The organism is Prochlorococcus sp. MIT 1323 (genome assembly GCF_047304905.1).
In the GTDB taxonomy this organism is placed as follows: domain Bacteria; phylum Cyanobacteriota; class Cyanobacteriia; order PCC-6307; family Cyanobiaceae; genus Prochlorococcus; species Prochlorococcus marinus_D.
This window is the reverse complement of record NZ_CP138973.1, coordinates 1,354,311-1,375,904: the sequence shown is the minus strand read 5'-3', so window position 1 is coordinate 1,375,904 and position 21,594 is coordinate 1,354,311. Positions and strand designations below refer to the sequence as shown.

At 55.0% G+C, this 21,594-nt stretch carries 26 protein-coding genes and 1 riboswitch; of the genes, 13 read left to right on the top strand and 13 right to left on the bottom strand.

Features of this window, described 5'->3' with window-relative positions:
• Positions 1-15: 15 nt before the first annotated feature.
• Positions 16-819: a TlyA family RNA methyltransferase gene (locus SIB68_RS06855; RefSeq protein ID WP_063399492.1), complete on the top strand. Its 804-nt coding sequence runs from the start codon at positions 16-18 to the stop codon at positions 817-819.
• Here SIB68_RS06855 and SIB68_RS06850 read toward each other — a convergent pair.
• The 3 genes from SIB68_RS06850 to SIB68_RS06840 form a co-directional block, all read right to left on the bottom strand.
• Positions 816-1,154 (bottom strand): P-II family nitrogen regulator, encoded by a 339-nt coding sequence (locus SIB68_RS06850; RefSeq protein WP_011825143.1) that lies wholly within the window; start codon positions 1,152-1,154, stop codon positions 816-818. The genes SIB68_RS06855 and SIB68_RS06850 overlap by 4 nt on opposite strands.
• Positions 1,155-1,194: 40 nt before the next feature.
• Entirely contained in the window at positions 1,195-1,422 is a 228-nt protein-coding gene (locus SIB68_RS06845) for a hypothetical protein (protein WP_041384564.1), read from the bottom strand.
• Positions 1,423-1,491: 69 nt separating this feature from the next.
• On the bottom strand, positions 1,492-1,710 hold the full coding sequence (locus tag SIB68_RS06840; RefSeq protein WP_063399491.1) for a DUF4278 domain-containing protein: 219 nt from the start codon (positions 1,708-1,710) through the stop codon (positions 1,492-1,494).
• Positions 1,711-1,772: 62 nt separating this feature from the next.
• Positions 1,773-1,848: riboswitch (Glutamine riboswitch) on the bottom strand.
• Between the two features lie 198 nt (positions 1,849-2,046).
• Here SIB68_RS06840 and queF point away from each other — a divergent pair.
• A complete protein-coding gene (queF, locus tag SIB68_RS06835; RefSeq protein WP_063399489.1) occupies positions 2,047-2,454 on the top strand; it encodes a preQ(1) synthase in 408 nt (135 codons plus the stop codon).
• 606 nt (positions 2,455-3,060) lie between these two features.
• Here queF and SIB68_RS06830 read toward each other — a convergent pair.
• The 3 genes from SIB68_RS06830 to SIB68_RS06820 form a co-directional block, all read right to left on the bottom strand.
• Positions 3,061-4,353: a cytochrome c biogenesis protein ResB gene (locus tag SIB68_RS06830; RefSeq protein ID WP_063399487.1), complete on the bottom strand. Its 1,293-nt coding sequence runs from the start codon at positions 4,351-4,353 to the stop codon at positions 3,061-3,063.
• Between the two features lie 4 nt (positions 4,354-4,357).
• Entirely contained in the window at positions 4,358-5,026 is a 669-nt protein-coding gene (locus SIB68_RS06825) for a cytochrome c biogenesis CcdA family protein (RefSeq protein WP_196757081.1), read from the bottom strand.
• Between the two features lie 87 nt (positions 5,027-5,113).
• The gene (locus tag SIB68_RS06820) at positions 5,114-6,361 is read right to left on the bottom strand and encodes an FtsW/RodA/SpoVE family cell cycle protein (RefSeq protein ID WP_063399486.1); all 1,248 of its coding nucleotides are present in this window, start codon (positions 6,359-6,361) and stop codon (positions 5,114-5,116) included.
• Between the two features lie 286 nt (positions 6,362-6,647).
• Here SIB68_RS06820 and SIB68_RS06815 point away from each other — a divergent pair, with 286 nt between their 5' ends.
• The 9 genes from SIB68_RS06815 (at position 6,648) to SIB68_RS06775 (ending at position 13,828) form a co-directional block, all read left to right on the top strand.
• Positions 6,648-7,871 (top strand): class I SAM-dependent methyltransferase, encoded by a 1,224-nt coding sequence (locus SIB68_RS06815; protein ID WP_063399485.1) that lies wholly within the window; start codon positions 6,648-6,650, stop codon positions 7,869-7,871.
• Positions 7,868-8,386 carry a H+-transporting ATP synthase gene (locus SIB68_RS06810; RefSeq protein ID WP_011130841.1) on the top strand — a complete coding sequence of 173 codons (519 nt, stop codon included), beginning with the start codon at positions 7,868-7,870 and terminating at the stop codon, positions 8,384-8,386. Before SIB68_RS06815 ends, SIB68_RS06810 begins: the two co-directional genes overlap by 4 nt.
• Before the next feature lie 87 nt (positions 8,387-8,473).
• Positions 8,474-9,199 carry a F0F1 ATP synthase subunit A gene (atpB, locus tag SIB68_RS06805; protein ID WP_011130840.1) on the top strand — a complete coding sequence of 242 codons (726 nt, stop codon included), beginning with the start codon at positions 8,474-8,476 and terminating at the stop codon, positions 9,197-9,199.
• A 167-nt stretch (positions 9,200-9,366) separates the two neighbouring features.
• Positions 9,367-9,615 (top strand): ATP synthase F0 subunit C, encoded by a 249-nt coding sequence (atpE, locus tag SIB68_RS06800; RefSeq protein ID WP_011130839.1) that lies wholly within the window; start codon positions 9,367-9,369, stop codon positions 9,613-9,615.
• 144 nt (positions 9,616-9,759) lie between these two features.
• A complete protein-coding gene (locus SIB68_RS06795) occupies positions 9,760-10,215 on the top strand; it encodes a F0F1 ATP synthase subunit B' (RefSeq protein ID WP_011130838.1) in 456 nt (151 codons plus the stop codon).
• Complete coding sequence (locus tag SIB68_RS06790) at positions 10,212-10,730, top strand: F0F1 ATP synthase subunit B (RefSeq protein WP_063399484.1); 519 nt, start codon at positions 10,212-10,214, stop codon at positions 10,728-10,730. The genes SIB68_RS06795 and SIB68_RS06790 overlap by 4 nt, the downstream gene beginning before the upstream one ends.
• Entirely contained in the window at positions 10,730-11,278 is a 549-nt protein-coding gene (gene atpH, locus SIB68_RS06785) for an ATP synthase F1 subunit delta (protein ID WP_011130836.1), read from the top strand. The genes SIB68_RS06790 and atpH overlap by 1 nt, the downstream gene beginning before the upstream one ends.
• Before the next feature lie 51 nt (positions 11,279-11,329).
• Positions 11,330-12,847, top strand: coding sequence for a F0F1 ATP synthase subunit alpha (gene atpA, locus SIB68_RS06780; protein WP_011130835.1), 1,518 nt, complete (start codon positions 11,330-11,332; stop codon positions 12,845-12,847).
• A 30-nt stretch (positions 12,848-12,877) separates the two neighbouring features.
• Positions 12,878-13,828: a F0F1 ATP synthase subunit gamma gene (locus SIB68_RS06775; RefSeq protein WP_063399483.1), complete on the top strand. Its 951-nt coding sequence runs from the start codon at positions 12,878-12,880 to the stop codon at positions 13,826-13,828.
• A gap of 33 nt (positions 13,829-13,861) precedes the next feature.
• Here SIB68_RS06775 and SIB68_RS06770 read toward each other — a convergent pair whose 3' ends face one another.
• On the bottom strand, positions 13,862-13,921 hold the full coding sequence (locus tag SIB68_RS06770; RefSeq protein WP_413682033.1) for a hypothetical protein: 60 nt from the start codon (positions 13,919-13,921) through the stop codon (positions 13,862-13,864).
• 223 nt (positions 13,922-14,144) lie between these two features.
• Between SIB68_RS06770 and SIB68_RS06765 the strand changes: the two genes are divergently transcribed.
• Positions 14,145-14,345, top strand: a complete 201-nt coding sequence (locus SIB68_RS06765) for a hypothetical protein (RefSeq protein ID WP_413681808.1) — start codon at positions 14,145-14,147, stop codon at positions 14,343-14,345.
• Positions 14,346-14,357: 12 nt separating this feature from the next.
• Positions 14,358-15,485, top strand: a complete 1,128-nt coding sequence (locus SIB68_RS06760) for a DUF3326 domain-containing protein (RefSeq protein ID WP_063399482.1) — start codon at positions 14,358-14,360, stop codon at positions 15,483-15,485.
• 60 nt (positions 15,486-15,545) lie between these two features.
• Here SIB68_RS06760 and ald read toward each other — a convergent pair whose 3' ends face one another.
• The 6 genes from ald to SIB68_RS06730 all read right to left on the bottom strand — a co-directional run bounded on the left by ald (position 15,546) and on the right by SIB68_RS06730 (position 21,576).
• A complete protein-coding gene (ald, locus tag SIB68_RS06755; protein ID WP_063399481.1) occupies positions 15,546-16,685 on the bottom strand; it encodes an alanine dehydrogenase in 1,140 nt (379 codons plus the stop codon).
• A 62-nt stretch (positions 16,686-16,747) separates the two neighbouring features.
• Entirely contained in the window at positions 16,748-18,442 is a 1,695-nt protein-coding gene (locus SIB68_RS06750; protein WP_063399480.1) for an NAD+ synthase, read from the bottom strand.
• On the bottom strand, positions 18,442-19,026 hold the full coding sequence (locus SIB68_RS06745) for a nicotinate-nucleotide adenylyltransferase (RefSeq protein ID WP_063399479.1): 585 nt from the start codon (positions 19,024-19,026) through the stop codon (positions 18,442-18,444). Before SIB68_RS06745 ends, SIB68_RS06750 begins: the two co-directional genes overlap by 1 nt.
• A complete protein-coding gene (locus SIB68_RS06740) occupies positions 19,023-20,348 on the bottom strand; it encodes a GTP-binding protein (RefSeq protein ID WP_063399478.1) in 1,326 nt (441 codons plus the stop codon). Before SIB68_RS06740 ends, SIB68_RS06745 begins: the two co-directional genes overlap by 4 nt.
• Entirely contained in the window at positions 20,348-21,343 is a 996-nt protein-coding gene (locus tag SIB68_RS06735; protein ID WP_011130826.1) for a CNNM domain-containing protein, read from the bottom strand. The genes SIB68_RS06740 and SIB68_RS06735 overlap by 1 nt, the downstream gene beginning before the upstream one ends.
• Complete coding sequence (locus tag SIB68_RS06730; protein WP_236068829.1) at positions 21,340-21,576, bottom strand: hypothetical protein; 237 nt, start codon at positions 21,574-21,576, stop codon at positions 21,340-21,342. The genes SIB68_RS06735 and SIB68_RS06730 overlap by 4 nt, the downstream gene beginning before the upstream one ends.
• Positions 21,577-21,594: the final 18 nt, after the last annotated feature.

The following is a 21,594-nucleotide window of genomic DNA, read 5'->3' as shown; positions in this document are numbered from 1 at the left end:
TGCTTTTATGACGAAATGTCCCACAAACAGCGTCTTGATCTGCAGCTGCTGATGAAGGGCTTGGCGAGTTCTCGCCATCAGGCTCAGCAGCTGATCCGCGCCGGCAAGGTGCGTGATGGTAATGGCCAGCTGCTTGATAAGCCTGGTCATGAGGTGTCGCAGGAGCTTGAGCTTCAGGTTGAGCAGCCACCGAGATTCGTGTCTCGTGGCGGGGAAAAGTTGCTGGGTGCGCTGCGGGAGTTTCCTCTCAATGTTGAGGGACGAGTGTGCCTGGATGGCGGCATCTCGACAGGAGGTTTCACCGATTGCCTGTTGCAGCATGGTGCCGCGCGGGTTTATGGAATCGATGTGGGCTATGGCCAGACGGCCTGGGATTTGCGCAACGACCCTCGCGTGGTGCTGAGGGAGCGCACCAATCTGCGCACCCTCAGCCCTGATCAGCTCTACGGGGCTGAGGAGCCTTTGCCGAGCCTTGCTGTTGCTGATCTTGCCTTCATCTCCTTGCGGCTTGTGCTGCCTGCCATCAAGAAACTACTTAAGCCAGACCAATCAGAGGCAGTGCTGTTGGTGAAGCCCCAGTTTGAGGTTGGGCGTGAGCGGGTGGGTAAAGGTGGAGTGGTCAGGGATGCCTTGGCCCATGTGGATGCCTTGAAGAGCGTGATCGATACATCAAGGTCTTTGGGTTGGTGGCCCAAGGGACTTATCGCTTCTCCGATCACTGGACCGGCTGGTAATCATGAATACCTGCTCTGGCTGGGTGACGAGACCCTCGCAGATTTTCCAGTTCTTGAGAGACTTGTGGCTAAGACGTTGGCCTAGAGGGCTTTGCTGTCACGATCACCGGTACGGATACGGACTACGGAATCCACTGGAGAGATGAAAATCTTGCCGTCACCGATTTCGCCTGTTTTGGCAGCTTCAGCAATGGCGTTCACGACAGCTTCCACCTTGTCGTCGTCGACGACCACTTCGACCTTTAACTTCTGCAGGAATTCAACGGTGAATTCCGAGCCCCGATAGCGCTCAACTTGGCCTTTCTGGCGTCCGAAGCCTCTCACTTCACTCACAGTCATGCCGATGATCTCGGCATTGACTAATGCAAGCTTGACGTCCTCAAGCTTGAAGGGACGGACAATCGCCTCGACTTTCTTCATGACGGCTTGATGTTGCTCGTTCAGAGATAAAGGAATTTTGTCAGAAACGGCCTGGAACTGATAGTGCAGATAGATGTCCGAGGCTCATTCCTGCGTTCTTTGCATCCTGGGAAAGGGCTTCCGCGTCCAATTGAGGAAGTCTGACTTGGCTTGAAGCAAGCGCATCCCAGTGGGCATCTTCAAAATGGGTCTGTAGCCAGAGCATTCCATGGATGCTGGCAGGGCGGATCTGGATGCTGTCACCAGTACCGATTAACCAGATGTCCATGAACTGGGCCCGTGAGTGAACCCATTAGGGCTTTTTCAACGGGCCTGGGTTGTGGCTGTTGTTACCGATTTAGCGGTTGCAGCTTGTTGCGGCGTCATTTTGGCGGTGATGGTAGACCTTGCCGCGATAATTCAGTTCCACCTCGGTATCAGCAGGTCGTGCGTCATGCTTGAGGGGAGCCTCATAGCGCTGTCCGCGGTAGACATGCTTCACGGCGCTATTACTGGGCTGCTCGTGGTCAGCAGTCTTGTAGGTGACGCCGCGATAGGTGCGTTCTTGAGTGGTCATGGGATGAGCCTCGAAGGGATGTGGTTTCTTGCCTTGATGGCAGAGGTGCCGCTTCGTGGAAAGGAGCGTTGCTTCGCCTTGCGGAGGGCTACTTCCGGCTGATGGATCAACGACGATGCGATGACCTAGCTCAACGTTTTGTCCTTCAATTCCTTTTTACAGCGAGCACGCTGTTCATGGTGAACATTTTCGACTTTGTCATCTGAAGAGTTTCTTAAATTGGGGCTTTGATGGGCGTTCCTGCGGTTTGCGTTGACTCCAAAGCAGATTCTTTCTTCTCTAAGGCCGAGCTAGGAGTCGAGATCTAAGGTCCGTTTTAGGCATCGTTCCATCCCCGTGAGCAGTACTCAAGCGCAGGCCTCTAAACCCTTCTATGGCGAAAGGGTGATTGCTGAGGGTGAGCTGATCTGCTTTGACAATCCGAGGCCTGAGCGGCCCTATGAGATCTCAATTGAATTGCCTGAGTTCACCTGTCAATGTCCGTTCTCTGGGTATCCCGACTTTGCTGTGCTACGTCTGCTTTATCAGCCAGGCCCGAGAGTGATTGAGCTCAAAGCGATCAAGCTCTATGTGAATAGCTATCGGAATTGCACGATTTCACATGAGGAGGCCGCAAACAAGATCCTTGATGATTTGGTTGTCGCCTGTGATCCTCTCTGGATGCAATTAGAAGCAGATTTCAATCCGCGCGGCAATGTGCATACGGTGGTGCGGGTTAGCCATGGCAGTCGTCAGCCCTGTTAGTCAATTAAGCAATAGATGTGTCTGGTTTTATGCCCAGTCAGGTTGATAGCATAATGTTGCTAAAGAGTCTTATGGCTTGATGATGGCGAGCAAGCCACTTATGCCTCATCCAAATGATGCTGGCAGTGCAATTAATATTGATCCAAGTGTTTCAGGCGAAAATGCTTATTTCATTGAACATTGCTATGTAAATCATGTCACAATAGAACGCTCAGGCGCAGAATAACTGTTCTTGAGCATTGGCAATCTCTTTTTGATCAATGACGGAGTAATTAATAGCGACTACAATGCAGGGCTTCATGCTATTTGCACCTTGAATCACTATGTTGATGGTACGATAGGTAATAATGGATTGATAGAAAATAACATTGGCTCGGAAGAGTTCTGGAATGCAAGCGTGAGATTTGAAAATCATTAACCAAGAAGCATGCTCATTTAGGGCATGCTTGAAGAAAGGGTGAAGTTAAGATTTAAATGGTTTTGGAATAACCATTTAAATGAAAACTGTTTATAGCAATCTGGGTTTGTTTGACTTCCCTTGTGCTGGTTGATTGATCTAAGGCCAGAGAATTAAAAAAATATTGGCAATTTTGTAAATATAGATTCTTATTGCTGTGGTACTGCTGCTGCAAGCAGGCTGGGCAGCTCATTAGCGAAGCCGGTCAGATTGCGGTTGCAGAGACCGCCAACGTGTAGGCATTCATTTTCAGGGTCGCCTACCGCCCAGAGTTGGCGAGTGGCAATCATGCTCAGCCCCCCACCCACCAGGGTGATCAAGAAACCGATGTAGACCAGAGGCACGCCCGGATCGCGCTTGAGAAGCAGGCCGCTGGCGGGTAGAACCTCGACGACTCGGATGGGTATTCCCTTCACCTCTGCCGTTGGGCCTGCTGGTCGCAGGCTGGCCAAGCGCTCTCCGGTGGCATCGAACACTTGTACTGGCCCTGCTTCGCTGGTGAGGCTCAGAAGGACTGGCTCGCTGCCATCAGGGTTGGTCGGCAGTACGAGCCCCCAGACCTGTTCGCCAAGCTCTGGGAAAGTGCGCAGAGGCAGCTGCAGTAGAGGGCTGCGGCCAAGTTGCAGTGTGATCGCAGCTAGAGACCAGTCTGCTTGATAGACAGTTAAGCCATGGAAGCGCAGCGGATGGTTGACACTGACTTCGTGCAGCTTGGCAGTGTCTTGACCAGGTTCAAGCAGCTCTAGTTGTGAGCGGAACTGTTCAGGTCGACCCGCTGGGTCTCTTTCAATTCCAAAGTTTGTCAGGGTGAGTTTGAGATGGCTGTTCCCATCACGGTTTAACAAGTCGAGGGAACGTCCCGGGGTGAGGAATTGTTCCAAACGATTTCCACCTAAGGACCCCCAGACGGCCCCTAGCATCAGCAGTACTAGGCCCAGATGCACAAGCATTGGCCCTGCTCGGCCGATAATCCCCCGACGCGCGGCGAGTCTGCCAGGCTTTTGTTGGACTTGCCATCCCTGTTGATGGAGATGGGCTGCCAGTTTGTCGATACTTTCGTTTTTTGGTGGGCTTGAGATTGTTTCGGCGATGGCCAGTTTGCTTAATTGACGCGGCTCCTGGTAGTCGATCCATTGCAGGGCTGCTTGCAGAGCAGGCCATTGTCTTCGCCAGCTGCAGAGGATCAGTGCAAGCCCAAGCCAGGCCAACAGCGCTAAAAACCAGCTGCTGGTGTAAACGTGATCCAACTGCAGGCGCAGAATCATCGAACCGTTGACAAAGCCCAGCCAGGGTTTGTCGCTATAGCCTTCCAGGTAGCTCTCTTGGAGTTCTCCCTGGGGTATCGCAGTACCTAGGGCACTTGCGAGTGCGATAACGAGTAGCAAGCCTATGGCTATTCGTAGGTCGGAGATCCAGGCAAGAAGGCGCTTAAAGGTGGCCATAGGTTCAGCTCCAGCGGGCCAACAGAGTGAGAACGCCCGTCGTGAGTAGAACGGCTCCGCTCATGGGGGGGATCCAGCGGCCTAATGGTCGCAGTGCCAGTAATTTCGGCAGGATGGCAGCGGCGCTTCCTGCTAGGAGTAGTGGTAGGACCTGCCCAATGCCAAAGCAGGTGAGCAGCACGATTCCTACCAAAGGTTGACCACTCTGGGCGATCCATCCCAGTAGTACAGCCAGCACAGGTGTCGTACAGGGGGAGGCGGCTAGGCCGAAGGCCAACCCGGCGGCTACTGGGGCAAGTGGAGCTGGAACCCGTTGCCGCCAAAGATCTGGATCTGGTCCTGCAGGCAGGGGCAGTTTTAGGAGGCCCAGTAGATTCAGTCCCATGACTACCGCCAGCAGTGCGACCACGGTGGGCACCACTCCAGGGACCTGGCCGTAAATCCGTCCGATCAGACCACTAAGGCTGCCAAGCAGTACCAGGGAACCCACAATGCCGCCACAGAATGCGATGCTGCGGCGCCAGGGGGCCTGATTGCTATCAAAACCTGCCAGATAGGCCAGGGTGACGGGTAATAGGGAAAGGGAGCAGGGGCCTAGGCTGGTGAGAAAGCCGGCAGCAAAAACGAGGGCCAGGGTGATCGGACCTTGATTGCTTAGCCCTTGGCTGAGCATTTGCTCACCGTTACGGGCTAGATCTGAGAGAACCAGGTCCAGAGCAGGGATAGGTAGAGCCGGCTCAGCCGGATCAAATTACGGTATTTACCCTATCGACTGACGTCGCTGTCGAGGGGATCTGCCACCAAGGAGCCCTGTTGATTCAAGGGAACAACGGATCAACAGACCGGCAATCATTACGCTTGAGAGCAGTGAATTGCCTCCATAACTCACCATTGGCAAGGGCAAGCCGGTTGTGGGCATCACGCCGGAGGCTACGGCCACATTGATCACGGCTTGACCCACCAGGATCGTTGTGCAGCCGATAGCAACCAATCGCGACTGGTTGGTTCTGCAACTCAGAGCTACACGTAGGCCGAGGAAAGCCACCAGCATTAGGAAGAGCAACATCATCACCGAGCCAACGAAACCAAATTCCTCGGCAAAAACGGCATAGATGAAATCAGTGCTTTGTATGGGCAGGTATTGCAGTTTTTGGGTGGAGAGGCCAAAGCCCTCGCCAAACCACCCCCCGGAGCCGATGGCAAGCAGGCTTTGTACGAGCTGGTAACCACTCCCTTGTGGGTCTTGCCATGGGTCGAGGAAGGAGACCACTCGTATGCGTTGATACTCATTGATCAGAATGCTGGTTGTGCCAAGCAGGCCGCCTGCCATGGCGGTTGTCAGCAAGGTGCGCAACCTCAGACCAGCGGCCAGTGCCATCAGCCATAGCAACATGCCAGTCAGTGCGGCAGTGCTGAGGTTGGGTTGTTTGAGAATCAGTAGAAGTAGGGCCCCGAAGAGGCCAATCCAGAGCAATTTCTCATCTGATCTGATGCGCTGCCAGTGGGCAAACAGGTTGGCGGCTTGCAGCACCACAAAGGGTTTGACTAGTTCTGATGGCTGGATTTGGAGAGGGCCGATCACTAACCAGCGACTGGCCCCATTGACGGTGCTACCGATCACTAGGGTCGCTGCGACGAGTAAGCAACTGAGCCAGAGGGCTGGTCCTGCCAGTTTTAGCCAACGGCGCAGACTGGTAGAGACAGCCAGGCCAAGCAGGCTCCAGCTGGCAGCCATCCATATCAGTTGTCGTTTGACGTAATAAGCACCTTCTCCCATTTCTCGAGTGGCTACCCACCAGCTAGCCGAGCCAAGCACCATCAGCCCTGCCAGGCTCCAGAAGGCAAAAAGGGTAAGTAGTAAACGGCCTTCAGCGGGCCAGAGTGCCCAGGGGAGCGGGAGACGTTTTTGCCAGAAAGACAACTGATCGCTTCCATCATTACGGCTAAGCCGTAATGCCCCTTGCCGTTGTTTTTGACTCCGGTGGGATAGGACGGAGGAGCTGCTCAAGGGGGGAGGTCTTAGTCAAGTTGACCTATTGAGACGTGTTAATAGCACTTTGCCAAGTCTTAATTGACAACAAAAAACTGCTTAAACATTATTGGAAAAGAGAAGTTCAAGGGCATTCAGGAGATGTCATAGGTTCGATTTTTGATCTTCACAATCTTCTTTCTAGAAACGAGTTTGATTTTGTCGATTCAGCTTTCTTCGCTTTGGGATATGTGCTGTAGGGGATGTCCTGACTCCCCTCGTGGGGAGGCCATGAAATGCTCGCGTTGTTGCCAGCTCCCTTTCGATGTCCTCTGCTGCTCAGCCGTGCGACGAGGCCACACCTGTTGTCAGTGCTTTTTATGACCGGTTCCCCTATCCAGGAGATCCTTTGCAGGACGGGCCGCCGCCTGGATACAACTGGCGTTGGTGTGTGGATATGGCCTATGCGGTCTGTACCGGTTCTGTTGCCCGAAAATGTGCTGGTAGTGAGCCTCTAAAAATCCTTGATGCCGGATGCGGTACGGGTGTTAGTACCGATTACCTAGCCCATCTCAATCCCGGCGCGGACATCCTGGCTGTGGACATTTCCCGCGGCGCGCTGGAGGTGGCTCGAGAGCGTTTGCAGCTTTCCGGAGGCAACGATCAGGCGCATGTTCGTATCGAGAACCAAAGCTTGCTCGAGCTTGAAGATGAGGGGCAATTTGACTACATCAATTCCGTTGGTGCGCTGCACCACTTGCGACAGCCGGAAGCTGGACTCAAAGCTCTGGCATCCCGTTTAAAGCCAGGGGCTTTGCTGCACCTTTTCCTTTATGCCGAAGCTGGTCGATGGGAAATTCATCGCATTCAGCGGTTTCTTTCGTCCCTGGGAGTGGGCACTGATGAGCAGGGCTTGAGATTGGCCCGGCAGCTGTTTGCAATCTTGCCTGAGGACAACCGCCTCAGGCTTCATCATGAACAGCGCTGGGCTATCGACTGCGTAGCAGACGTGAACTTTGCAGATATGTATCTCCATCCCCAGGAGACGAGTTACAACCTTGAACGACTTTTTGCTTTTGTCGCTTCAGCTGATTTGGAGTTTGTGGGTTTTTCTAATCCCAAGGTTTGGGATCCAGTAAGGCTGTTGCAGGGTGAATTGCTTGAGATGGCTTTGGCGTTACCGCAGCGTCAGCAATGGCAACTGATGGAAGAGCTAGATCCAGACATCAGTCATTTCGAGTTCTTCCTCTCCAAGGGGCCACAGGCCTCCCTGGGTTGGACAGATGATAAGGAGTTGCTTGCTGCTACGGGAAAGCTTTCTATCTGTCTCTGGGGCTGGCCTGGCCAGTCTTTGCTGGATTTCGAGATGGCTCCTCTAGAGCTAAGCGTTGAGCAAGTTGAGTTGCTTAAGGCAATCGAGGCGGCGCCTGATACAGCTCTCGGATGTTTGCCGCTTGGCTGGGATTCGAAGCGGATCAGCTCTTTGGCCAGGGATTTGCAACGGCGGAATGTGCTCTTGCTTTCGCCTGGAAATGTTGCATCTACATGATAGATTCCGCGGGCCTTTATCCAAGAGCCTCGGCGCCCTTGCTGGCATCCCCGCTGCTCCAGCCTGAAATTGACCCTCCAAAGGAGGGACAGGGTGGACTGGAAACAGCTGTGGAGGCTAGCCCTAACACTGAGCTCTCTATGGATCCTGAGTTGTCAGCTGTGGTTTCTACTGCTTCATCTGACGACTATGCGCAGCTACAGCGGCGCTACATCCTGGCAACGTTGACCGTCTCCGCTTTTGCTGTGGCCGTCACCGCACTTTTCTTCGATCTTCACATCGCTAGCAGTGTGCTAGTCGGTGCTTTGTCTGGAGTTCTCTACCTGCGGCTTTTAGCTCGCAGCGTTGGCAAGCTCGGCAACGGATCGAAGAGTGTGAGCAAGTTTCAGCTTCTCGTTCCCGTTTTGCTTGTACTTGCGGTTTCTCGTTTGCCTCAGCTTGAGCTTCTGCCGGCCCTGCTCGGTTTTCTGCTCTATAAGCCCGCCATGATCCTGCAGGTTTTGCTTGAGTCATGAACTTGAACCAAACCTGGATCAACTGAATTGCCGGTTTGCCGGCTTCTCCTCAAACCGTCGTTTTCTCGACACCGAATTTCCAGCCTGATGGGTTTCTTGCCAATTGCTCTTCCCTTTGCCGAACTGGAGGTGGGTCAACACCTTTACTGGCAGATTGGCAATCTTCAGCTCCATGGCCAGGTGTTCATGACATCCTGGATTGTGATTGGCGCCATTCTTGCCCTTGTTGTTGTGGGCACACGCAAGATGGAGCGTGATCCACACGGTGTTCAAAATCTTCTCGAGTTCCTCTGGGATTACATCCGTGATTTAGCTCGCACCCAGATTGGTGAGAAGGCTTATCGCGATTGGATGCCGTTCATTGGCACCTTGTTCTTGTTCATCTTTGTAAGCAATTGGGGTGGGTCTTTGGTCCCATGGAAATTAATCCACCTCCCCAGTGGGGAGTTGGGTGCTCCTACGGCTGACATCAATACCACCGTGGCGCTTGCTCTACTTGTGTCGCTCTCTTACTTCTATGCCGGTTTGAGTCGGAAGGGATTGCGGTACTTCGAGTACTACGTCCATCCAACCCCGATCATGATCCCCTTCAAGATCGTTGAGGATTTCACCAAGCCTTTATCACTCTCCTTTCGTCTGTTTGGAAACATCCTTGCTGATGAATTGGTTGTTGCGGTTTTGGTTTTCCTTGTTCCCCTCTTCCTGCCAGTCCCGGTCATGTTCCTTGGACTGTTCACCAGTGCCATTCAGGCTCTAATCTTCGCCACCCTCGCCGCCTATTACATCGGTGAAGCGGTAGAAGAGCACCATTGATCAAACTCTGATCTAGCCAGGCCTAACCCCTCGGTCTGGCAAACTCCATGCGCGCAGGTCCGGCTTGTTCGGGCCCATCTCACAATCTCCGAGATGTCCCTGGCGCTGGTATCAACCTCTCGGTCCCCATACGCGCTGTTTTAGCGCCCCACACCTTTAGTTCAACCATGGATTCCATTACCACCGCCGCGTCTGTTGTTGCCGCTGGTCTAGCTGTAGGCCTCGGGGCCATCGGCCCAGGTATCGGTCAGGGCACCGCTGCAGGCGGCGCTGTTGAGGGCATTGCCCGCCAGCCTGAAGCTGAAGGCAAGATTCGCGGCACCCTGCTGCTCTCTTTTGCCTTTATGGAATCTCTCACCATCTATGGCCTTGTGGTCGCCTTGGTGTTGCTGTTCGCCAATCCCTTCGCTGGTTGATCCAGACCGGAGTCGCTCGCTGGCTGCTCTCATCACCTCACGGTCATGGTTGTGAGTTGATCGGAACTCTTCCCAGGGGCATTCATCGCCCTCCAGCCTTCACTCCGTTCTGAGTCCTGCTTCAACTGCTGTCACTCTCGCCTCATGACCAGCTTGCTTCTGTTCGGTGCTGGAGGTCTCTTTGACTTCGATGCCACTCTGCCGCTCATGGCGTTGCAGGTGGTGCTCCTCACCTTCATCCTCAATGCTCTCTTCTTCAGACCCGTTGGTCGGGTCGTTGAGGAACGAGAGGTCTATGTCACAACCAGTCGCGCTGAGGCGAAGCAAAAGCTTGCGGAGGCGGAGAAGCTGGAGTTAGAGCTTAAGGAACAGCTCAAGTCAGCTCGTATCGCTGCCCAGCAGTTAATTCAAGAAGCTGAAAAGGATTCTGAACAGCTCTACCGAGAAGCCCTCGCTATTGCAAATGCTGATGCGAATGCAGCTCGGGAGAAGGCTCGCCGTGAGATTGATGCTCAGAGGGATTCGGCCCTCAGTCAACTTAAGGGCGATGCAGAAAAGCTTGGTGATCTCATCGTTAACCGCCTGCTGGCAGCCAAATGATTAGTCCTTTGTTCTTTGCCAGTGAGGGTGGTTTCGGCCTGAACCTCGACTTGTTTGACGCCAACATTGTCAATCTGGCGATTGTTATTTTCGGTCTCTACAAATTCCTTCCTCCTTTTATAGGGGGGATCCTTGAGCGCCGCCGTGTCGCCATTATGGCTGATCTTCAGGATGCTGAAGATCGTCTGCTTAAGGCCACAGAGGCTTTGGCAGCTGCCAAAAAGGATTTGGCAGCTGCCCATCAGAAAGCCGAACAGATCCGCGAGGATTGCAAGCTTCGTGCGGAAGCCATTCGTCTTGACAGTGAAAAACGCACGGTTGAGGAGATGGCACGTGTTAAGCAGGGTGCTACAGCAGATCTCAATGCTGAAGCCAGTCGTGCTAGCGCTCAATTGCGTCGAGAAGCTGCCCGAATGGCGATCGAGAATGCACTATCTGCTTTACCTGGGAAACTCAATGCCGAGGCTCAATCCAAGTTGGTGAGTCAGTCCATCAAAAACCTTGGGGAAGCCTGATGCCACTGCTTAACACCATCACCACCCCCTATGCCGAGGCCTTTCTTCAAGTGGCTGAAAGCCGCAAGGAAGTCGATCAGGTGGTTGATCAGGCAAAGGCAGTTCTGGCCTTGTGGAACGACTGCCCTGAGCTAAGTGGGGCAATGGCCTCACCCGTTTTGGAAGTAGAGGCCAAGAAGGCTGCCTTGCAAAAGCTGTTTGCTAATCAGGTCACACCTTCTTTCCTCAACCTGCTGAAGCTGCTCGCTGATCGTCAACGAATCGGCGTTTTGGATGCGGTGCTTGAGCGCTTGATTGAGCTCTATCGCGAGCAACGCAACATCGCTCTCGCCACAGTGACCTCTGCTGCTGAACTCAGTGAGCAGCAACAGGCTGCGCTGCAAAAGAAAGTGCAGGCTGTTGCCAATACCGACAAGTTGGAGATCAACCTCAAAATTGATCCAGATTTAATCGGTGGTTTCGTTGTCAACGTCGGCTCCAAGGTGATCGACGCCAGCGTTGCTGGACAGGTTCGACGTCTTGGCCTGGCACTGGCCAAGGTGAGCTAGCTCCCTACCTTTTTCTCTTTCTCACCCTCTTCCTCAACACCAACGCCTCCCATGGTTTCCATCCGCCCCGACGAGATCAGCGCGATTCTCAAGCAGCAGATCTCCGACTATGACAAGTCGGTTTCCGTCAGCAACGTCGGCACTGTTCTGCAGATTGGTGACGGTATCGCTCGTGTCTATGGCCTTGAGCAGGTCATGGCTGGCGAACTGGTGGAATTTGAGGATGGCACTGAAGGGATCGCCCTCAATTTGGAGGACGACAACGTTGGTGCGGTGTTGATGGGTGAGGGTGTTGGTATTCAGGAAGGCAGTACCGTCAAAGCCACTGGCAAGATTGCCTCAGTGCCCGTCAGCGATGAGATGCTGGGCAGAGTGGTGACTCCTTTGGGTCAACCGATGGATGGCAAAGGCGACATCCCCAGCACTGAGAGTCGCTTGATTGAGTCGATAGCTCCAGGCATCATCAAACGTAAGTCGGTGCATGAGCCGCTGCAGACAGGAATTACATCAATCGATTCGATGATTCCTATCGGTAGGGGTCAGCGTGAGTTGATCATTGGTGACCGTCAGACAGGTAAGACCGCGATCGCCATCGACACGATCATCAACCAGAAGGGAGAGGATGTTGTCTGTGTTTATGTAGCTGTCGGCCAGAAGGCTGCTTCTGTGGCCAACGTGGTTGAGGTGCTTCGCGAGAAGGGCGCTCTCGATTACACCGTGATTGTGGCAGCTAGCGCTTCCGACCCTGCTGCTTTGCAGTACCTGGCTCCTTACACGGGCGCAGCTATTGCTGAGTCGTTCATGTACAAGGGCAAGGCGACTTTGGTCATCTACGACGATCTAACCAAGCAGGCCCAGGCCTATCGTCAGATGTCACTGCTGCTGCGTCGTCCTCCCGGTCGTGAAGCCTATCCAGGAGATGTCTTCTATCTCCACAGCCGCCTTCTTGAGAGGGCAGCAAAGCTTTCTGATGCGATGGGTAGTGGTTCGATGACGGCACTGCCGATCATTGAAACCCAAGCAGGAGACGTGTCGGCTTATATCCCTACCAATGTGATTTCGATCACGGATGGTCAGATTTTCTTGAGTTCAGATCTTTTCAACTCAGGATTGCGTCCTGCCATCAACGTTGGCATTTCAGTGAGCCGGGTTGGTGGTGCTGCTCAAACCAAAGCGATCAAAAAGATTGCCGGAACGTTGAAGCTTGAGTTGGCTCAGTTTGATGAATTGGCTGCTTTCTCTCAGTTCGCCTCTGATTTAGATGAAGCAACTCAGAAGCAGTTGGGGCGTGGTAAGCGACTGCGCGAGCTGCTTAAGCAGCCTCAGTTTGCACCGCTGAATTTGGCTGAGCAGGTTGCGATCGTTTATGCAGGAGTGAAAGGCTTGATTGATGAGGTTCCTGAGGATCAGGTCACTCAGTTCTCACGTGAATTGCGTGATTACCTCAAGACCAACAAGCCCGAGTACATCACCAAAGTTCAGACTGAGAAAGTGCTCAACGAGGATGCTGAGACCATTCTCAAGGCCGCTATCAACGAGGTGAAGTCGTCGATGCTGGCCTCGGCCTGACCCTGAAGGTAAACCCGGAGAACCCTATCCATGGCGAACCTCAAGGACATCCGCGACCGGATCGTTTCCGTTAAGAACACCAGAAAGATTACTGAGGCGATGCGTCTCGTAGCCGCTGCGAAAGTGCGTCGAGCACAGGAACAGGTGTTGCGAAGTCGCCCTTTCGCCGACCGGTTGGCTCGCGTGTTGGAGAACATTCAATCGCGAATGAGTTTTGAGATGGCAGATGCGCCTCTCATGAAGACCAGCGATCTCAAAACCATTACCCTGCTTGCCGTTACAGGTGATCGTGGCCTTTGCGGAGGCTACAACTCCAACATCATCAAGCGCACTGAGCAGCGCTATGCCGAGTTGAATGGCCAGGGATACAAGGTTGACCTTGTCTTAATTGGTCGCAAGGCAATCACCTATTTCAGCAATCGATCAAGCCAGTACACGATTCGAGCTACCTTCACAGGCCTTGAGCAAGTTCCAACCTCTGACGACGCAGAGTCGATCACCACTGAGGTTTTAGCCGAATTTCTTTCTCAAAGCACAGATCGAATCGAGGTGATTTACACCAAGTTCATTAACCTTGTGAGCTGTAATCCTGTGGTGCAAACCCTCTTGCCGCTTGATCCCCAGGGCATCGCCGAAGCCGATGATGAGATCTTCCGGTTGACGACGAAGGATAGTCGTCTGACAGTTGAGAAAGGTGTTGGGCCTGCTAATGAGCAGCCTCCGCTGCCTTCGGACATCATTTTTGAACAGAGTCCTGAGCAACTGCTCAATGCTTTGTTGCCTCTCTATCTGCAAAATCAGATGCTGCGTGCCCTCCAGGAATCGGCGGCTTCCGAGTTGGCCAGTCGGATGACGGCGATGAACAACGCCAGCGACAATGCCAAGGCCTTAGCTAAGACCCTCACGCTTGACTACAACAAAGCACGTCAGGCAGCAATTACCCAGGAGATTCTGGAAGTTGTAGGTGGGTCTTGTACCTAGCCTTGCGCTTGATTTGACTTCAGTCAGCCGGTCTCATGAGACCGGCTTTTTGATGGTTTGAGTTTTTGCGATGCAGAACTGGTGAGCGGTGATCTTGGCGGTGTTTTTTCGAGAGTGACTTCAATGGTGGCCTGAGTGTTGAGCCTGTCGCTGAGAGGCTGGATCAGCATGATGCATTTTGATCTGGATCACTGCCACAGCTTTTGGCGTAGCTTTGCTTACATCATTGAGATTGATGGGTCGGAACACAGCGTTTTTTGCCAGTTTTGTGGAGGCAGGATGTTTTCAATGAAGCCCATTTTGGTGAGCATCTGAAGTGAGCTTGAATTTGTGTGTGATGCAGCTTGAGTTGGTCTGGTCTGCGCAGTTGCCTTTGCATCAGTTGCGGCCCTGGTTGCGAGAACAGCTCGCTGCGCATGGCGAGCCCTTGCGATGGGCGATCACAGCAGTGGAATCCACTGGTGACCAATCTCGCAAGTTGAAGATTGAGGCGGTTGTGGTCAGTTCTGAGACGTAAGGGGATGACGTTTTGATCCCTTCTTTTCTTCTCTCTGCAAGCGTATCGATCCCGCCTCCATTGCCTACCTTGCTGGTGGTGCCTACCGGGATTGGCTGTGAGATTGGTGGCTATGCCGGTGATGCTTTGCCGAGTGCTCGGCTGTTAGCAGCAGCTAGCGGTTGCTTGATCACCCATCCGAATGTGATCAATGGAGCGGCGCTTTATTGGAGCGACCCGCGCATTCAATACGTCGAGGGCTATAGCTTAGATCGTTTTGCGGTTGGTGAGCTTGGTTTGCGACCTGTGCGTCAGCAACGGATTGGTCTGTTGTTGGATGCTGGCATCGAACCGGAGTTGAGGCAGAGGCAATGGCAGGTCGCTGAGGGTTGTCGCGCCAGTCTTGGCTTGAATCTCGGGCCAGTGGTCACCACGGCCGTTCCCTTGGAGGTGCGCTTACGTGAGGGGAGTAGTGGGGCTAGTTGGGGTGAATTAGGCCAGCCCGATGCGCTGCTGCGGGCTGGCGAGCAGCTTCGCGATGCCGGTGCCAGCGCAATCGCTGTGGTTGCCCGTTTCCCGGAGGATCCTCAAAGCGAGGCTCTGAGGGCCTATCGCCAGGGCAGTGGTGTTGATGCGCTTGCCGGTGCCGAGGCGGTGATTAGCCATTTGCTGGTGCGTGAGCTCGGCTTGCCTTGCGCTCATGCGCCGGCTTTGTCTCCCCTGCCATGCGATCCACTTTTGGATCCACGTGCTGCTGGTGAGGAGTTGGGCTATACATTTTTGGCCTGTGTATTGGTGGGATTAAGTCGCGCACCGGATCTTGTGCCACTCACAACTGAAGAGGCATTGCCGGCAGGAGCAGAGCTGATGCATGCTGAGCAGCTTGGTGCCGTGGTGGCCCCGGAGGGTGCTCTTGGCGGTGAAGCGGTGTTGGCATGCTTGGAGCGGGGTGTCCCTTTGATCACCGTGACCAACCCGAGCGTGCTGAAGGTGACGCCAGAGGCGCTGGGAATCACATCCGGAGTGCAGAGAGCTCGTAGTTATGCGGAAGCGGCAGGATTGTTATTGGCTCTCAGGGAGGGGATTGCGAAGGACTCCCTGCAGAGGCCTTTGGATCGGTTGAGTGAGATCTCATCCAGCTCTGATACGCCACGGTCGTGATGCTGATTAAAAGCGTTGCGAAGCAGCGTTTTTGAGAGCTGTTTCTGTGGGGAAGGCTGTTTAGCGTAAGCATGCCATTGGGTGCCTTGGTGGTACCCCTAGGGCCTTGGCGACACCCGGATGACAAACGGACCCTTCAATTGTGTTGAGCCCGGAAAGAAGTTCGGGACGTTCGGTGACGGCCTCCTCAAGACCCCGCCCTGCAATGCCAAGGATGTAGGGCAGCGTCACGCTCACCAGGGCTTCAGTCGAGGTAAAAGGCACCGCACCTGGCATGTTGCCGACGGCGTAGTGCTGGACGCCGTGGATGGTCACGGTGGGGTTGGTGTGGGTGGTCTCCTGGCTGGTGGCAACACAACCTCCCTGATCGATCGCTACATCAACGATTACTGAATTGGGCTTCATTTGTTTCACCATCTCTTCATCAACGAGGGTTGGTGCCCGACCTCCGGGCGTCAGGACGGCACCGATCAAAAGGTCTGCCGTGGGGATGAGTCGCTCCAGCAGGCCACGGCTGTTGACAACGCTAATCAGCCTGCCGCGGCGACTTGCCTCAAGGCTACGCAAGCGTTCAGGTGAGCGGTCTAGCAGCATCACTTCGGCATCCATGGCGGCGGCCAGCCTGGCTGCATTCCAGCCCACGGTGCCAGCGCCCAACACGACCACCCGGGCTGGTTGCACGCCGGTGCAGCCTCCGATCAGCACGCCGCGTCCGCCATGAGGTCGTTCGAGCAAATGGGCGCCCACTTGTGCGGCTAGACGGCCGGCGATTTCGCTCATTGGTGCCAGTAGCGGCAGGCTGCCGTTTTCTAGTTGCACCGTTTCGTAACCCACGCCGGTGGTGCCAGCATTGAGCAGGGCTTCACCCACCTTCGGGTAGGCGGCTAGGTGTAGGTAAGTGAAGAGCACCATGTCTTGCCTGAGCAGACCGAATTCCTCTTCCTGAGGCTCCTTAACCTTCACGACGAGATGGGCTGCCCAGGCCTCCTCGCGGTTGACAAGCTTGGCACCGGCATCAGCGAAGGCCTCATCACCAATGCCCGCTCCAGCCCCGGCACCAGCCTGAACCCTTACTTCTAGCCCCTTGGTGACCAGTTCTTTCACCCCGTCAGGAGTAAGAGCAACTCTCAGCTCATCGGCTTTGATTTCGGTCGGTACCCCGATGCTGGCTATTGGGGCCGAAAGAATAGAGGAGTCCATGGACGCCAATGACTTCTTTTAGGTTGGCGACATCAGGACAGCCTGACCAGGTTTTGTGGTGATTATTCGGCGGCGATCGGTAGCCGCCAGCCGCTGCCAAAGGCCTGTGAACTCACCTTCAACAAGGGCGGGGCCTGCCGCCGTTTGAATTCGGCCCGTCGCAGTAATTGCTGCACCCGCTCGATTAGGGCAGGGTCATGTCCTCTGCTGACAAGTTGCTCCGTACTGAGGCGTTCTTCAATCAGAGCTTTAAGCAGAGGGTCGAGGAGGGCGTAGTCGGGTAGTGAATCGCTATCGCGTTGGTTCGGGCGCAATTCGGCGCTGGGAGGCTTTTGGCGGATTGTCGTACCGATCACTTCGCCTTTAGTTGGTAGTCCTACCTCTTTGCGGCATGTTTCGGCGGCAGGGCTGTCAAGCCAATCACAGAGGCGAAAGACGTTGGTTTTGTAGACATCTCCAATCACGGCTAGGCCGCCGTTCATGTCGCCATAGAGGGTGCAGTAGCCCACTGCTAGTTCAGATTTGTTGCCAGTGGATAGCAGTAGCTGGTCTTGTTGGTTGGCCAATGCCATCAGTAAGGTGCCTCGGATGCGGGATTGGAGGTTCTCTGCAGTAACGCCTTCGGGTGGCTTGCCGAGAGGAGGGATGAGGGCAGCCTCAAAATTCGTCATCAAGGTCGCAATCGACACAGTATGGGTAGCCATCCCTAGTCGTTTGGCTAGAGCTAGGGCATCATCAATTGAACCGGCTGAACTCCAGGGTGAGGGCATTAGTAGGGATGTCACCTGATCGGCGCCTATGGCCGCTGCAGCGATCACGGCCACGAGAGCCGAATCGATGCCACCGCTGAGGCCAAGCAGTGCACGCTTAAAGCCGCATTTGCCGGCGTAGTCACGCACACCTAGAACCAATGCTCGGAATAGTTTCTCCAGTGGTTCGGTCGTAGGGATGTCGAGATGGGTGGCTGTAGAGGTTGCATCCCAGATGGCTAGTGCTTCGCGACAACTGGGCAATTGCAGGGCAAGCTCAGCATGCTCATCGACGACGAAACTGGCGCCATCAAAGACCAGCTCGTCGTTGCCGCCCACTTGATTCACATAGATCACCGGAGCGCTCAGTCTCTGCGCAGCCCTAGCGGCCAAGCGCTGGCGCAGAAGTTCTTTGGATTGGCTGAATGGCGAAGCTGAGAGATTAAGCAGTAGGTCGATGTTTTGTGGCAGCAGCGCTGCGATGGGGTCAGGGCCGGCAATGCGCTTGCCCTGTAGTGCTTCTTCCACCCAGAGGTCTTCGCAGATTGTGAGCCCAAGGCGCCAGCGACGCCCATCGCGTTCAAACTCCAACACAGCCGGAGTTCCTGCCGGGCGGAAATAGCGTTTTTCATCGAAGACGTCATAGGTGGGTAGTAGTTGCTTGCGAGCTATCACCTGCCATTGGGAGCTTTTGATCAGGGCTAGAGCATTGAAGAGCTGGGGCAGTTGAGGGTCATGGGCTTGCTCAGCTAGGCCCACGACCACTGCCAGATCAGGGGCTTCGCGGGCCAGGATGCTCGCCATCTGGTTGAGCACATCGCTTTGTTGAACGAGATGGTTGTGGCTAAGCAACAGATCTCGGGGTGGATATCCCCATAGGGAAAGCTCAGGCGTGAGTACCAGATCTGCGCCGAGATCAGCAGCCTCACGGCAGGCAGTCAGAATCTTTTCGCCGTTGCCAGCCAGATCGCCTACAAGTTGATTGAGCTGGGCTAGAGCAAGGCGCATCAGGGACTGGTGGCGAGGCCGTAGAGGTTGTGTTCCAGAACCAATGGCCACAATGCTGCAGGGATCTGGGCCGGCTTGGGTTGACTGCGTACCTCAGAACTTGAGGTGGCGGGGATTTGCATTGGTAGCAGCTCGATACGACCACCCAAGCATTCCAGGGCTTCGAGTTGCTCTAGCTGTAGTGGCCAACCTTGACGAGGAGCAATGGCGAGGCGGGCGAGTTGCAAGACAGCTCGAGCATCTTTCCAGTGGGGGATTTGGCCGGCCAGATCACTGCCAACCACAAACACCAATTCGTTGCTAGGCCAGCGAGTGTTTGCAAGTTTCAGAGTCGTGATCGCCCATGGACTGCTGAGTTCTTGCATCAGCTCTAGCTGCGGATTAGCGATCGCCTTCACCAAAGTAGCCAACAGAGCTTTTCGCTTCTCCAATGGTGCGCAGTGGCGTTTCATTGGGTTGTCGCTAGCCCAGGTGGCGACCTTTGGGAACATCGCTACCAAGCCTTCCAACACCGCTTGGTGGCCGCAGGTTGGGGGGTCGGCGCTGGTGCCAAACAGGGCGATGGTGCCCTGATGCTTGCTCATGGAAGCAGGGTTTGAAGTTGGCACGCTTCGTTGGCCGCCAGCTCTGGCCAATCGATCAGCCAGCGCCTGACTTGAGGGTCGTTGGCAGCCAGGCGCCTTAGCAGTGCAGCGGGTTGGGCCTCGCGTCGTTGGCTGCCAAGTAGTAGTTCTCGTGCTGCGAGGCGGCCGGTGCGTCGTGTTGTATGCACGGCGAGGGCTGCTTGAGCGAGGGCAACTGGGGCTGCTGGCGCCAGGCTTAAACCGCCGGTGAAGGGAACTGCCAGCAGCAGCAACTGACGCACTGCGCTGAGCGCCAGTTGAATGCCCAACTGAGCACCTCCTAGAAGGGCATTGTGGCTTGAGAGTCGGCCGAGTAGTTGCCGGGCTGCAGGGCCGCCGATCTGCAGGCCATAGAGCTGGCAAAGCTTGACGACCAGAGCAGTGTCACAAGCCATACCTCCGGCTAGATCCAGCAGTAATAGAGGATTGGCCGCCACACCGGAAGCTTTGATGGCGGCAAAACGGCCGATTAAGCCTTGGGCTGCAGTCTTGCTTCGCTGCAACCGTCCTCGCTTGAGGACTTGGTAAAAACGGTCGGCCTGGCGTAAGGCATTGAGAGCCAACAGCAACTCACCCTGCTCCATCAGCAGCTGAATCAGGGCTTTGCGCAGCGGCTCCACTTGAGGGGGGCAGATCTTGCTACGCACAAGGCCATCAGCACGAAGCTGGGGCTCACGTGGCGCGGCGGCCACAGCATGGAGTTGTAGTTGGAGAGCTGCAGCGGGCAGGCGGCTGCGAATACTTGCCAACAGTGCATTGCGCTGCTCAGGCGACCAGCAATCGCAGCGGTTGAGCACAAGCACGATCGGTCTACCACTTTTGAGCAGGGTCTTGAGGGCAGCTGCTTCGACGCTGGTGAGGTCGCTGTCAAGAACCAGCAGCACCAGATCGGCCTGCAGAGCTACCCTCGCCGCTAGCCGTGCCCTGCCGGCAGCAGCGATCTCATCGATGCCTGGAGTGTCGACCAGCTCTACAGAATCAAGATTATTAATCGGTTGGCACCAATCCACCGCTTGTTGGTGACGGGTGCAGCCATGGGCTACATCGGTGGCAAAGACGTTCTGACCCAGCAGTGCATTGAGCAGGCTTGATTTGCCGACTCCTACTCGACCAAACACTGCGATTCGCAAGCGACGCTGCTCCAATCGCTTGAGTTGGCGATTGAGTGCGATCAGCTCCCCAGCGAATTGGTTGTATTCGCGGTTACTCAGCGATAGTTGTTTGACCCACTGGCTGAGTAGAAGGTGACAGCGCTCAGGTGTGGAGGGGGGTGCTTGCGTCATCAGCTTGACTTCCTCCACCAGCCTGCCAGTACGGCCAAGACCGCTTCGGCACCGATCACGCCCACGAAACCGCCGAACTCATCAACCACCACTCTCACGCCGCTGTTGTCACGACGGAAGCCAGTGAGTAGTCGATCGGCGCGAATCATTTCAGGTACAAATTCCACCGTTTCACTGAGGTCTGCAGGGGTGAGGTGACCCTGACCCTGCAGAAGGGCGGTGAGCAGCCTTTCGCGGCTGGCCACGCCCAGAACTTTATCGACTTCTTTGCCAAGCACGACCCACCACTCGGCGTTGTGGGTGAGCAGTTCAGGGCGAAGTGTTTCAAGGTTGGCAGCAGCATCGAGGGTGGGAGCTGCCACCCGGGGGATCATCAGGTCGCGGGCTGTGAGGTCGTTGAGTTGGAACACCTTGGCGATCATGGCAGCTTCATCGGCTTCGATCTGCCCTTTTTGAGACCCCAGCCTTGCCAGCAGCCTGATTTCATTCTCATTCGTGCTCAGTTCGTTCTCGGCGGTAATTGCTGGTAACAACCGCTCGAGCAAAACCACCACAGGGCGCATCAGCAGCCCCAGCAGGTGCAGCACTGGGGCGCTAGAGAGGGAAACCGAGAGGGCCAGGCGGCTGCCGAGGGATTTCGGCAGGATCTCGCCCAGCACGATCACGAGCAATGTGAGACCTACCGAAAACAACGGCAAGGCCACATCACTGATGTTGTGCTTCTCAAAGACATAAGCCGCAAAGGCGCCAAGCATCAGGCTGCCGAAAATGTTGAAGCCGTTGTTGGCGATCACCAGTACAGAGAGAGTGCGTCCCAGCCGTTGACGGAGTTGGGCTAAGCGTCTGGCACCTGCGATTGGTTGGGGCCGTGCGGCCAGCTCATGCACTTGCACAGGATTCACTGTGAGCAGTGCTGCCTCCACACCTGAGCACAAGGCAGAACCGGTGATAACGACAACGACCAATAGCGTTAAGACCAGCAGGTCGTTGCTCATGCCTGGCGAGGGGGAGTAAGGATGTCGTGGTTGATCACGACAAGTCGTAAATGCTTTGGCCACTCCTGATCATGGCCAAGCAGTGTGACCGTCTTAGGCATCAGGATTAGTGGTGGTGATCCGCTAATGGCGGACGATGGCATGGAGGGTTCCCCCTGCATGGTGTTCTGCTGCCATCCTGACGTCCAAATGCTGTTGTGTCTCTTGCCGTGACCGATCTGTGTATCTTCCATCAGCGTCGCGCTTGCTTG